This is a genomic window from Rhizobium sp. PP-CC-3G-465 (assembly GCF_004343445.1).
Classification (GTDB): domain Bacteria; phylum Pseudomonadota; class Alphaproteobacteria; order Rhizobiales; family Rhizobiaceae; genus Ferranicluibacter; species Ferranicluibacter rubi.
On the sequence record NZ_SLYH01000005.1, the window covers coordinates 74,258 to 86,994 of the forward strand.

The window sequence follows — 12,737 nt, forward strand, 5'->3', positions numbered from 1 at the left end:
AGACGGTAGTCTGGTCGGTCACAAAGCCTGGGAAAACGTGACGAACGGCCTTCGCACAGGGTTGAGGGCCGCATACAGAGCGGCGAGCACGCGGGCGCGTGCTGCGATCATGAATCGCCGGGCCGACTTTGACTAGAACGCGGCCTTCAGTTGCGCGCCGACGTTCCACTCGGGATCGTCGTACTGGCGGAAGGTGGCGGCGACTGAGGTGTCCAGGCGCCAGACGTCGTCAAGCCGAACGCCGATGCGGCTGCCGGCTGAGGCGAAGGTCTGGTCGCGAGCGCGGCCGGAGACATCGCCGACCCAATCGACGGAAGCACGAACGGCCTTGTCGTCGGCGACGATGCGGCCGACGGCGCCGGAAAGCGTGTAGTCCAGCCGGCCTTCGGTCTGGTGGCTCCAGGCAAGTTCGGCGCTGACGATGTTCTCGCTCGACGTGCCCCCGTGGACGGTGGCCGCGAAGAGGTTTCTGTCCGTCGCCGTCTCGCTGTAGCCGTCGAGGTCGAGCCATGCCTTGGTGAAGCGAGCCGAAAGCACGAACTCGTTGGCCTGGTCGGGCGCGAAAACCGCGCCGATCCGTCCGTAGGAGCTGAGAAGCGAGCCATCGGCCGTACCGCCGGCGGAAACGATATTGTCGACGTTGAGATAGCGGCGCGACAGATCCGCCGTGACGTTCGGCGAGCCCCAGAGGCCGACTTCGCCGAAGGCGCGCCACGTCGCCTGCGGCGTCGTGTAACGGACGGCGCCTGCAAGCAGCGCCAGCGTATCGACCGAGACGTTGTCGTCGTCGGGATTGACGATCGCCGCGCCGCCGAGGACGGTGATGCCGCTTCCGGCTTCCCACCGGCCCTTGAAGCCGGCCGCCGCGCTGGACGATCCGAAGAGGCTGATCGCGCTGCCCGCATCGAAGCGTTCGCCCTCACCGAGAAGGCCTTGCGCCGTGCCGATGAGCTCTGCGGCAATCGCCTGTCGCTGGCGCGCCAGCTGGTCCGTCGAGGCCGTGACCGATGAGAGCGTTGTGAAGCCGAGGCGCGTGATATCGACCGTGTCGAGAAGCAGGCTGGCATCGGGATTGTCGGGATCGATCGGTGCCGTCGTTTCCACGACGACCGTCAGGCCGAGCGTGTCGGAGCCCGACGTGCCGACCTTGCCGCCGGTTGCGACATCGTCCTGCAGTGGTCCTGCAACCTGGTACTTCAGAACCTGGCGGCCGTCCTGCAAGGTGACGATCTGCGCGGCCTGTCCGTCTTCCGTCGTTACGAATCCGCGATAATCGACGCCGTAGACGCTGAAGCCATCAGCTCGGGTCACCGGGATGTTCAGCTGGCAGGTGCTGGTCGCGCGCGATGTGCCGGCACCACCGCCGGCGGTGGCCGAAAAGTCGTCGAAGAGCACGCTGGTCGCATTGCCGTCAGGCGAGGTGACGCTGGAGAACGTCCCGTCCGCGCATCCGTCTGCGGCATCGGCCCGGCCGGGCGTTGTGGCCGCGATGCTCAGGAGACAGAGGGCGAACGATGTGCTGTGGCGCATGGGCGGTTCTCACGGGCAGGGAGGCAGGCGGGCAAGAAGAGCAATCAGCGCGGGCGGCAGTCTCCTGCCACCCGCGCCGGATCATGTTAGCGGCAGGTCTTCCACTGCAGCTGATAGACGATGGCGGCCTTTACGTCCTGCGTATCGACGGTCGCCATGGCTTCCTGGCCGCGCGTCGTGTTCACGCGGATGCTGGAGTTGGTCCGCAGGTTGACGTCTTCACCGCAGGCCGACCAGATCATGGAATCTGCAACGATCTTGTTGGAGATCAGGTAGTCCTGTTCGCTGGGGCCGGAGAACGTCTTGACGAAGGTCGGTCCGCGCGTTCCCGCGAAGAAGTATTCGACGTTGAACTGCGAGCGGGCGCCACGCGGCAGCTGGTTGAAGCCGCGATAATCGACAGCGAGAACCGAAACGCTGCGGCCCTGGGGCACGTGAACCGGAATGGCCACGTTGCAGGTCTTGCGGTCCATGTTCTTGCCCGTATCACCGCCGGCCTGGACGATGTAGTTGTCGAACAGCAGGCTCAGCGCCTTGCCGTCCGGGCTGATCGTGGCGGAGACGCTGTCCGACGGGCAACCGCTACCGCCATAGCCGGGTACGCCGAGGGAAATGTCGTCGGCGTAGGCAGCGGACGAGATGAACAGCGACGCCAGCAGGAGACCAAATCTCTTCATTGAACTTCCTCGTTTATATGTGAGCATCAAGCCCTGGCAGGAAAATAGATGTGCCAATATGAACCGTCGCTGAGCAATCCGTTCGGCTGCGATTCACATCGGAAGGCGTTAGAAGTAGAGCGGCGTGATTAAGAGAGTTTTAATCAAACGCGGTCGAAATCGCGCCATTTAATGGCAGCATCATGGCCATCGTCGCGCACCGTGTCGGAAGCGCCAGCTTACGGGGGTAGACGACGATAAGGAAGGAAATGCAATGAGCCGACGGTCTCTCGCACCAAAGGCGGTGATCCTCCTGGGGATGGCTACCCTGCTTTGGGGTTGCTCGACACCGCAACCCGCAACGGATGTTTCGCCACGACCGGCAAGCTCGTCGCAGGCTCTGCTGGATCACCAGCGCAAGCAGGCGACCCGCGCCCGGGAAGGCGGCTACGAACGGCTTTATCGCCCTCGGGTCTGCCGCTCGAACATCGGTGTCTGCCCCCGCTGACGTCGAGGTCACTTCGGTAGATCGTTGATCGGGACCGACGCGATGTTGAATGCGCCGATTTGCCAACCCCCGAAAAAGGGTGTGCGCTGCACTCGAACTTGCTGCATTGCACCTTATATGCAGAGAAGCTGACGTTCAGCAGTCTCGAAGGAGCACCCGAATGGTTCTGCCGGAGTCGGCTCGTTTCCACCAGATGCTCGGCTATATCGGCTGGCCGCTGGCCTTGCTGTTCGTCTGGGACATCATCGTCACGCTGGCCTACGTCTATCTGCCGCATCCCTGGCTCGATCTTCCGACCTTGCCGATGGCGCTGCTCGGCTCGGCACTCGCTTTGTTCCTCGGCTTCCGCAACAACAATGCCTATCACCGCTGGTGGGAGGCGCTTACGCTCTGGGGCTCTATGGTCAATGCGTCGCGGTCCTTCGGGCGCGAGGTCTGGCATCTGATCGAAAGTCGCGACGGCAGCGAGGCGTTCCGCCGCGAACTCGTGCGCCGCCAGATCGCCTATGTGCACGCGCTGCGATGCCATCTTCGCCGACAGCCGAACGCGGATGAGATCCGGCCGTTTCTAGGCGAGGCCGAGATCCAGTCTTTGCAAGGTGTGGGCAATGCGCCGAATGCCATTCTCAACCGGACAGCGGGCATGGTGGCGGAGGCGCGCCGCAACGGCTGGACGGACTCCATCCGCAATGTGCAGATCGAGACGCTTCTGGTCGACATGAGCAATGCGCAGGGCGGCATGGAGCGGATCAAGAACACGCCGTTGCCGCGCGAATATGATTACTATCCGACGCTGTTCGTCCACATCTTCTGCATCCTGCTGCCCGTCGGCCTGGTGGACAGCCTGACCATATATACCCCGCTTGCCTCCACCATCGTCGGCTTCATGCTGCTCGCCATGGACCGTATCGGGGCCGATCTTCAGGACCCGTTTGAAAACCGCGAACACGACGTGCCGCTTACCTCGATCTGCCGAACCATCCAGATCGATCTCGAACATCTCTCCGGTGCCGGTGGGCGATCGAAGCCGGTGCAACCGGTCGAGCATGTTCTCTGGTAGGAAGAGACGCTACAACGTTTTCAACAGGCGCAGGAGTGCAAGGATTTCGAGCGGCGTGCGGCGCTTGAAGCCGATATAGGTGGGGATCTCCTCGCCATGGAAGCGCCGCTTGAAGGCGGCTTGGCCTTGCAGGTTAAAGATCCGGGCGTTGATCCTCTTCGAGCGGTAGGCGCGTTCGAACAGGTTCCGCCAGATCCGGCTTTCGAGAAAGCCGCTCTCGGTGATCGCCGCCAGCGGCGACAGGCCAAAGGTGACAACCTCTCGGCCCTCCGCGATAAAGCGGTCGGTCGCGAACTTGGTCAGGCCGATCTCGGCATGGGGCGTCGTTCCCGTCAGTTTGCGCTTGAACGCGACGGTGTAGCCGACGACGTCGCCCGCCCGGAAGATCGGATCGAAATCGAGCACGGCAACCGGATGGCCGGCGGGATCGATGATGAGGAACCGGCGCATATGCGGGGCGAGTTCGACGCTGAAGGGGCGGTTGAGAAAACGCATCTCCCGGCGGCTGACAATGCGGCCGCTGCGCCAGTTCGACGAGATCTCCCGCACCTTCTTCGCGTCCGCTATGCTGCCGTCGCACTCGATCAGCCGGTAATTCTTCTTCAGGAGCCACCGCTCGGAATAGCGGATCGTCTCGTTCCGCTTGCCCGCGAAGGAATGTGTGTCGAGTGACAGGCGGGTATCGATGCCCATGTGGTTGATACGATAGCCGAGCGTTTCGAGGACGGCCGCGGTTTCGCGCGAGGTCTGCACGAAGCAGGGTGCGTTTGCGGCGGCAACGAAACGCCTGATATAGTCGGCCCGACGCGCCGGATCGGCAACCGGATCGCCGAGCACGAAAGTGTGCCCCATCTTGGTTGCGTAAGCGATGTAACCGTCCGCATCACCGAAATACCGGAGATCGGGCTGGGCATAGGTCGAATAGGCGAGCGAGAAATCGCCGTGCTTTCTTAGAAGGTCGAGTCGTGCCTGTGCATCGAGGTCGGCAGCGGGCAGCTTGGAAAGGCGCGCATCCAGAATCGCGTCCATCCACTTGCGTAGGCTTGGCATTCAGCTTGGCTCCGGAAAGGCAATCAGGCGGTTAAGAAGGTGGTCATGCCATTCGCAAATATGCGCTTACCCAACCGCTTCGGACATTGCCAGCTTGTCGCCGCCGCGCACAATCCCTAGACTTCGAAAAGCGTAGGAAAGAAGCTGATTTTGTCAACAAATGTCCATGATGTGATGATCATCGGCGCGGGGCTGGCGGGCCTGACGGCGGCCTACGTTATGCGGCAGCATGGGATCTCCGCCATCATCCTGGAGCAGGAGCCTGAGATCGGGGTTTCCTGGCAGCGGCGTCACCCGCAATTGACGCTCAACACCCACCGCGATCTCTCAACGCTTCCAGGCGCCCGTTACCCCAAGGGAGCCGGGGCCTTTCCGAAGCGCGATGCCGTCGTGCGACACCTGCAGGCGTTCGCGCGGGAGCACGCCTTCGACATTCGGCACGGTGTCACGGTGTCCTCCGTCACGCGTGAAGACGGCGGTTCTTTCAGGATCGTTTCCGAGGCCGGCGAATTTCACGCGGCGCATGTCATCATGGCCGTGGGACGTGACACGGAGAAGCAGCTTCCCGCATGGGATGGGCTGGAGCACTACGATGGCGACGTTCGGCATGCCGCCGATTTCGGGAACGCTCAGGACTATGCCGGGCGATCCGTCCTTGTCGTTGGTGGCGGAAATTCAGGCTTCGACGTCCTCAATCATCTCAGCCGGGTAAAGACCGGCCCCGTCTGGTTCTCCGTGCGCCGCGGCCCCTCCATTCTTCCAAAGCGGCTGTTTCGGTTTGCGGTCCATCGGCTGTCTCCCCTCATGCAGGCGCTACCGACGCCGCTCGTCGATCGCATGATCGCAGCGACGCAGCATCTTGCTTTCGGCAATCTGTCGCGGCTTGGCTTTCCCAAGGGTTCACACGATGCCGCCACACGGCTCGTCAACGACAAGATCGCCATTCCCGTAGATGACGGCGCGATGGCCGCGATCCGAAGCGGGCAGATCACCGTCGTTCGTGGCGTACGCTCCTTTGAACGCGACGCTGTTATCCTTGAGGATGAGACCCGCTTGACGCCGGACATGGTGATCGTTGCGACCGGCTACGGCACGTCCGCTCTGACGGGCGAGCCTGTCGGTAGCACTCCCGGGCTGTGGCACATGGGTTTGACCCCCAGTCTCACGTCATTCTTTCGCGAAACCGAGCGCGAAGCGACGAAAATTGCCAGATCGATCGCGGAAACGCCGGGCAGATCATTGTGTGCTGCAAGCGATCTATAAGCCTGTTCCACAGGATCCGCAGCCGTGTCGTTCTGAGCCGGAGCATTCTGTAAAGGCACTTTTTTACGGAAATAGATCTTAAAGCTATATAATAAATATAAGATATTCTAATTTTAGAACTGAATGGGTCTCATCACGGTTGTCATCGTCGATGAGCGGCCAATCATTGTCATGCTCCATTTCCAACGTGGCTGGATCATGCAGCAGGCGGCTTAACCGACTCTCAGGGAATAGTAAAAAACAGTAAACGTCCGCCGAGGTACCAACAGGCAGAAGCGACTTCCCGGTCACCGGCGACGGTAACGCATATCTGAATAGCAAGATCTCGGAGGCTTGGTATGCGTATGACAGATGTGACAGACGGTATCTCTTGTCCTTCGAATATTGGCGGTTGCCGATCGAGCGAGGGAATGCAAAATGCGGCACCAGACTTCAGGTTGCATATGCGCAAGTGGCTATGCACCTGTGAACATCATGAGACGATGAGAGTTCGGCGGGATTTCTCCGTGCGGACAATGAGGAGAGACAGATGGCTGACGGACGCAAGGCAGCGCCACAACAACCACCGGCAGGCGGGTGGGGAGCACTGAATGCGGTCGAGCAGCATCTGAGCAAGCAGCAGATTCTCCTGAAGGGCAATCGTGCGCTTTTGTCGATGAACAAGCCCGGCGGCTTCGATTGCCCGAGCTGCGCCTGGCCGGATCCGGAAAAGCCGCATTTCGCCGAATATTGCGAAAACGGTGCCAAGGCCGTTGCCTGGGAGGCGACGAAGAAGCGGACAGGACCGGATTTCTCCGCGGCAAACCGGGTCGAGGACCTGAAGGCCTGGAGCGATCATGAGCTGGAGGCGCATGGCCGCCTCACGCATCCGATGCGCTATGACGCTGCAACGGACACCTATCAACCGGTGGACTGGTCGGTCGCACTGGCCGAAATCGGGGGCACGCTGCGCAACCTCGATCCGAAGCGCGTCGAGTTCTACACATCCGGGCGAGCCTCGAACGAGGCGGCTTTCCTCTGGCAGCTTCACGGCCGGCTTCTCGGCACGAACAATTTCCCCGATTGCTCGGATATGTGCCACGCGACGACGACGGTCGCGCTGCCGGAAAGCATCGGCATCGGCAAGGGCACGGTGACGCTGGAGGACTGGGAACACTGCGACGCGCTCTTCATCATCGGCCAGAACCCCGGCACGAACAGCCCGCGGATGATGACCTATCTGCACGACATGGCCAAGCGCGGCGTGCCGATCGTCACCTTCAACCCGCTGAAGGAGCGGGCGCTGCTGCGGTTCACCGACCCGCAGAGTCCGGTCGAGATGTTGACGGGCAGGGGCCAGGCGATCAGCTCCAACTATTTCCAGCTGCGCACCGGCGGCGACATCATGGCCATGCAGGGCATCTGCAAGGCGGTGATCGCGGCCGACGATGCGGCGCTCGCGTCCGGGGGCAAGCGGATCCTCGATACCGCGTTTCTGGAAGAGCACACGGCGGGCTTTGGCGCCTTTGCCGACTTCATCCGCAAGCTTGGCTGGGACGAGATCGAGCATTACACGGCGCTACGCCGCGAGCAGCTCGAGCAGGCCGCAGACATCTATATGAAGGCCGAGCGGGTCATCGCCTGCTGGGGCATGGGCATCACCCAGCACAAGCACGGCGGCGATGCCCTGCAGCAGATCCTCAACCTGTTGTTCCTGCGCGGAAATATCGGCCGTCTCGGCGCGGGTGCGTGCCCCATTCGCGGACATTCGAATGTTCAGGGCGACCGCACGGTTGGGATCAACAAGACACCGACGGAGGATTTTCTCTCGCAACTGGACGCAGCCTTCGGCTTCGTCAGCCCGCGCGAGCATGGTCACGATACGGCTGAGTGCTGCGAGGCGATCCTTCGCGGCGACGTCGATGCGTTTCTGGCGCTCGGCGGCAATTTCTTCCGTGCGATCCCGGATATCGAGCGGATCGCGGAGAAGGTGCCTGAGATCGGGCTCACGGTGCATATCGCGACGAAGCTTAACCGCAGCCACCTGATCCATGGCAAGCAGGCCTATATCCTCCCGGCGCTCGGCCGGACCGAACTCGATCTGCAGCAAGGCGTGGCCCAGACGGTGACGGTCGAGGACAGCTTCTCGATGGTGCATGGTTCTACGGGACGCCTAGTGCCGGCGAGCGAGCATTGCCGCTCCGAGCCCTGGATCGTCGCGAACCTTGCCAAGGCCACCGTCGCGGATCGGGCATCGATCGACTGGGACGGCCTCGTTGGCGATTACGACCGCATCCGCGACAAGATCGAGGCGGTGCTTCCCGAGCAGTTCCGCGACTACAATATCCGCATCGGCAAGCCCGGTGGCTTCCGCCTGCCGAACGGCGCGAGCGAGCGGCGCTGGGCGACGCCGACGGGCAAGGCAAACTTCCTGTTTAATCCCGACCTGAAGGACCAGAACGAAGATGCGCCACAGCGGCCGCACCTTCAGCTGATGACGCTGCGCAGCCACGACCAGTTCAACACGACGATCTATTCCAACAACGACCGGTATCGCGGCATATCCGGAGACCGGATGGTGGTCTTCATGAACGAGAAGGACATGGCGGCGCTCGAGGTGTCGGAGGGGACGGTCGTCGATTTCGCCGCCGTCGCCGCCGATGGCATCGAGCGGCGGGCAGGCGGCTTCAAGGTCGTCGCCTACGACGTCCCGCAAGGCTGCTGTGCAGCCTATTACCCCGAGACGAATGGACTGTTGTCCCTGTCGCATAGGGACACGCGGAGCAACACGCCGGCTGCCAAATCTGTGCCCGTGGTCATCACCCGGGCGCAGCCGGCCATGTCTGCTTGAAGTTGGCCGGAGGTGTCCGAAGTCATGCCGACCGCCGATGCCCCAGCCTGAGGGTCGGATGCCGCCGCTCGGACGACGACTTTGGAACCTTCTAAGCCTCAGTAATCCCGGTCGTTGCCCAAACCAACGAAGATATTGAGCTTGCGCCGGGCGATGAGCTTGACGCTGCGGTCTTCCTGAATCTGGTAGGTTTCCAGATAGCGGTCGCCTCGCGGATCGAGGAAGCGGTGCGTGAAGGTGGAGCCGATGGGCGATTTCGTCAGCTTCGTCCGCGGCTGGCCGTTGTAGATCAGGCTGCCGGGGATCGGCTCCAGCGCGGTCGAGGCCGTTGTGCAGGCTGCGAGCGACAGGCCAACGGCAAGGATGCCGATAAGGCGGAAGGTCATATGCATGTCTCCTCGGGGATGATGATGTTGGCCAAACCCTGCGCACAGGCCTTGGTTCCGCGCGTTCACAGCACCAGCGTTGCGTCGCCGCTGTCGGTTACACTGAGACGAAGGCTTAGAAGAAGACGATACATGAAGCTTGTCGCAATTGTCACCGTAGCCGGATCCCGGATCGGCAAAGCTGTGGTCTTTGCGTTCGCGCGGGACGGATATCGGATCCTCTGCCGCAAAACCCCGTGGGCGCCAAGGTTGCCTTAGACATCAGGTCTAATGGCGTTTGAGATACCCTTGAACATGGAGGGGAACTTTAACGGCCACTTAATCTAGCGCCGGTAGTTTCCATCGATGAAGAGCAACCGCGTCTCTTGTCTGGCCGCATGACGCGTGCCTGCGTTCGCCGAAAACGGCATGTTCCACATTCACCGCGATACGCTCCCGTTACCTGTCGGCACGCCGACAGGTAACGGTGGCCGCCCAGCTGGCCGACAACCCTACCTCGCGATTGCGCCCGACGATCTAGGAAAAACCCTGTGCCCAAGACATCCAATTTGATGACGCGCATTCTGGTGGCCGCGTCGGTCGTCGTTGCCGCCGCCTTTGCCGGCTTCTCCTTCTACATCGACACGCTGCAGCGGAGCACGACGACGCATGCCGTCGAAGAGAATATCGCCTTCTCTGGAAAGCAGGCCGCACAGAGCGTGGCGAACTGGCTGAACGGCCGCGTCACCCTGACGGCGATGGTGGCCGATGCCGCCGCCAATGCCCCTGATAAGACCGCTCTTCTCGCCGTCCTGAAAAACGATGTTCTCGTCAAGGAGTTCATGAGCACCTATATCGGCGACGAGGCAGGCACCTTTACCACATGGCCGGTGACGAACCTGCCGGCCGGTTACGATCCGCGCCAGCGTCCCTGGTATCAGGATGCGGTGAAGGCGAAGGGCGATGTTCTCACGGACCCCTATTTCGACGCTTCCACCGGCGATCTGATCATCAGTGCGGCTGTGCCCGTGATGAAGAACGGTGCGCTGACCGGCGTTGCCGGCAGCGACTTCTCGCTGAAGACGCTGGTCTCGATGATCCAGTCGATCGATGCCGGAGCTGGCGGTTTCGCCTTCCTCGTCAACAAGTCGGGCCAGATCCTCGTGCATCCCGATGCCAAGCTGGTGACGAAGACGCTTGCCGATGCCTTTCCGGCTGCGACACCCACGATCGGCAGCGGTATCATGGAGACGGAAGCGAACGGCAAGCCGATGCTCGTGAGCTTCGTGCCCGTCGCCGGCCTTCCCACGGTCGAATGGTATGTCGGCTTTGCCGTCGATGCCGACCAGGTTTATTCCGCCATCGACCATTTCCGCATTGCCGCGACCATCGCGACGCTTCTTGCGGTCGGCGCCATGATCGTCTTCCTGGCGAGCCTTCTCAGCCGCCTCGTCATCCGTCCGGTCACCGACATGACCCGCGCCATGGAAGAGCTGGCATCGGGCGATCTGAAGACCGACATTCCGGGACAGGAGCGCCGCGACCAGATCGGTTCCATGGCTGCTGCCGTCGCCGTGTTCCGCACCAATGCCATCGACCGGGCGCGCCTGGAAACCGAAGCCGAAAGCGGGCGTTCGCTATCGGCGCGCGAGCAGCGCGAGCGGGAGGCCACGAAGGCCCAGGAGACCGCGGACATCCAGCACGCCGTCGAGGCGCTTGCCACAGGGCTCGGCCGGCTTGCGGACGGTGACCTCGGTTATCGCATCTCCACGCCCTTCGTCCTCCATCTCGACCGGCTCCGCGCCGACTTCAACCATGCCGTCTCAAAGCTGCATGATGCGATGCGAGCCGTGGGCAGCAATGCCCGCGCCATCGATGCCGGTGCGAGCGAGATTCGCCATGCCGCGGACGATCTCGCCCGTCGCACGGAGCAGCAGGCCGCCTCCGTCGAGGAAACCGCGGCCGCGCTGGAAGAAATCACCACCACGGTGCGCGACAGTGCGCGTCGTGCCGAGGAAGTCGGCCAGCTCGTCGCTCGCGCCCGTGCCGGTGCGGAAACCTCCGGCGAGATCGTCGGCAAGGCCGTCAGCGCCATGCAGGGGATCGAGACATCCTCCAACGAGATCGGCAACATCATCGGCGTGATCGACGACATCGCCTTCCAGACGAACCTGCTTGCCCTCAACGCAGGCGTCGAGGCGGCGCGTGCCGGCGAGGCGGGCAAGGGCTTTGCGGTGGTGGCGCAGGAAGTGCGCGAACTGGCACAGCGCTCTGCAAAGGCCGCCAAGGAAATCAAGGCGCTGATCAACACCTCGAGCGGACAGGTGCGCGCAGGCGTGTCGCTGGTTGGCGAAACCGGGCAGTCGCTTCAGGCGATCGCCGGTCAGGTGCAGGAGATCAACGCGCATATCGCAGCGATCGTTACGGCAAGCCGCGAGCAATCGACCGGACTTCAGGAGATCAATACTGCCGTCAACACCATGGACCAGGGCACCCAGCAGAATGCCGCTATGGTCGAGGAGCAGACCGCGGCAAGCCACGGCCTTGCCGGCGAAGCGGCCGCGCTGAACACGCTTCTCGCACAGTTCGATTTGGGCGAAGAGAGCGCCGCGGCGCGGTACCAGCCAGCCTCGCGCCGGGCTGCCTGATCACACGGAGACCATCGCAACGCGCAGCCAGAGGGAATGCGCGTTGCGAACGTCTGTCCCGCATTTTCAGCCTAACGCCTGACGATCACACTTTCCGGGTCGCAGCGTTGCTCCCAGCCCGCCCGCTCCAGCGCCGGTGTGTCGTCCTCGGCGGTGGGGTAGCCGAGACAGAAGTAGCCGATGAAATGCCAACTCTCGGGCACGTCGAGCACGGCTACGACGCCGGCCGGATCGAGGATCGACAGCCAGCCGAGCCCGAGCCCTTCGGCGCGGGCGGCAAGCCACAGCGTGTGAACCGCAAGCACCACCGAATAATCGAGCGTTTCCGGCATGGTAAGGCGCCCCAGCCCATGGCCCTGCAATACCGAGCGATCGCAAAAGACAGCGAACTGGCAGGGCGCGTCGTCGAGGCCCGCCAGCTTCAATCTTGCATATTGCTCGGCCTTTTCACCGGAATAGCCCGCAAGTGCGGTTGCGTTGCAGGTCTCGAACACGTGACGCACCGTTGCCCGTCGCCCGACATCCTCCACGAAGACGAAACGCCAGGGCTGGCTGAGGCCGACGGAGGGTGCGAGACCGGCCGCTTGGACAAGGCGCTCGACCGTTCCTGCGGGAAGTGGATCGGTACGGAACTGGCGCACATCGCGGCGCCAGGTCAGGAGCTGCGTCAGCTCCGCGCGGAAACCGGCATCGAATGTTTTTCCCTGCGGCATCGGCCACATCCCTTCGGCATCGAGCGCGCATGGGTACGCGACGGATCGCCGGCTGCATAGCAGGTGACGATCGGCGAGCGCCAGATGACACACGTATCTATGAGGAAAAGCTTA

10 protein-coding genes are annotated in these 12,737 nt (G+C 62.5%); 5 read left to right on the top strand and 5 right to left on the bottom strand.

Annotated features, from left to right (window positions below; all coding sequences use genetic code 11):
- Positions 1–132: 132 nt before the first annotated feature.
- Together C8J33_RS18055 and C8J33_RS18060 are read right to left on the bottom strand one after the other, a co-directional pair.
- Entirely contained in the window at positions 133–1,530 is a 1,398-nt protein-coding gene (locus tag C8J33_RS18055; RefSeq protein WP_132665000.1) for a DUF4360 domain-containing protein, read from the bottom strand.
- Positions 1,531–1,616: 86 nt separating this feature from the next.
- Positions 1,617–2,207, bottom strand: coding sequence for a DUF4360 domain-containing protein (locus C8J33_RS18060; RefSeq protein ID WP_110729340.1), 591 nt, complete (start codon positions 2,205–2,207; stop codon positions 1,617–1,619).
- Between the two features lie 253 nt (positions 2,208–2,460).
- On the opposite strand from C8J33_RS18060, the gene C8J33_RS18065 reads away from it, so the two are divergent.
- Together C8J33_RS18065 and C8J33_RS18070 are read left to right on the top strand one after the other, a co-directional pair.
- A complete protein-coding gene (locus tag C8J33_RS18065; RefSeq protein WP_132665001.1) occupies positions 2,461–2,694 on the top strand; it encodes a hypothetical protein in 234 nt (77 codons plus the stop codon).
- A 160-nt stretch (positions 2,695–2,854) separates the two neighbouring features.
- Entirely contained in the window at positions 2,855–3,754 is a 900-nt protein-coding gene (locus C8J33_RS18070; protein WP_132665002.1) for a bestrophin family protein, read from the top strand.
- 9 nt (positions 3,755–3,763) lie between these two features.
- Here the strand turns inward: C8J33_RS18070 and C8J33_RS18075 are convergent, their stop codons facing one another.
- Positions 3,764–4,804 carry a phosphatidylglycerol lysyltransferase domain-containing protein gene (locus tag C8J33_RS18075; protein WP_110801532.1) on the bottom strand — a complete coding sequence of 347 codons (1,041 nt, stop codon included), beginning with the start codon at positions 4,802–4,804 and terminating at the stop codon, positions 3,764–3,766.
- Positions 4,805–4,954: 150 nt separating this feature from the next.
- Between C8J33_RS18075 and C8J33_RS18080 the strand changes: the two genes are divergently transcribed.
- Together C8J33_RS18080 and C8J33_RS18085 are read left to right on the top strand one after the other, a co-directional pair.
- Entirely contained in the window at positions 4,955–6,067 is a 1,113-nt protein-coding gene (locus C8J33_RS18080) for a flavin-containing monooxygenase (protein WP_132665003.1), read from the top strand.
- Between the two features lie 529 nt (positions 6,068–6,596).
- A complete protein-coding gene (locus tag C8J33_RS18085; protein ID WP_110801534.1) occupies positions 6,597–8,897 on the top strand; it encodes an FdhF/YdeP family oxidoreductase in 2,301 nt (766 codons plus the stop codon).
- 98 nt (positions 8,898–8,995) lie between these two features.
- Here C8J33_RS18085 and C8J33_RS18090 read toward each other — a convergent pair whose 3' ends face one another.
- Positions 8,996–9,289 carry a hypothetical protein gene (locus C8J33_RS18090; protein ID WP_422038566.1) on the bottom strand — a complete coding sequence of 98 codons (294 nt, stop codon included), beginning with the start codon at positions 9,287–9,289 and terminating at the stop codon, positions 8,996–8,998.
- 545 nt (positions 9,290–9,834) lie between these two features.
- On the opposite strand from C8J33_RS18090, the gene C8J33_RS18095 reads away from it, so the two are divergent.
- Positions 9,835–11,910 (top strand): methyl-accepting chemotaxis protein, encoded by a 2,076-nt coding sequence (locus C8J33_RS18095; protein WP_245420146.1) that lies wholly within the window; start codon positions 9,835–9,837, stop codon positions 11,908–11,910.
- A gap of 71 nt (positions 11,911–11,981) precedes the next feature.
- Here the strand turns inward: C8J33_RS18095 and bluB are convergent, their stop codons facing one another.
- Positions 11,982–12,623: a 5,6-dimethylbenzimidazole synthase gene (gene bluB, locus C8J33_RS18100; protein ID WP_207901502.1), complete on the bottom strand. Its 642-nt coding sequence runs from the start codon at positions 12,621–12,623 to the stop codon at positions 11,982–11,984.
- Positions 12,624–12,737 lie beyond the last annotated feature (114 nt).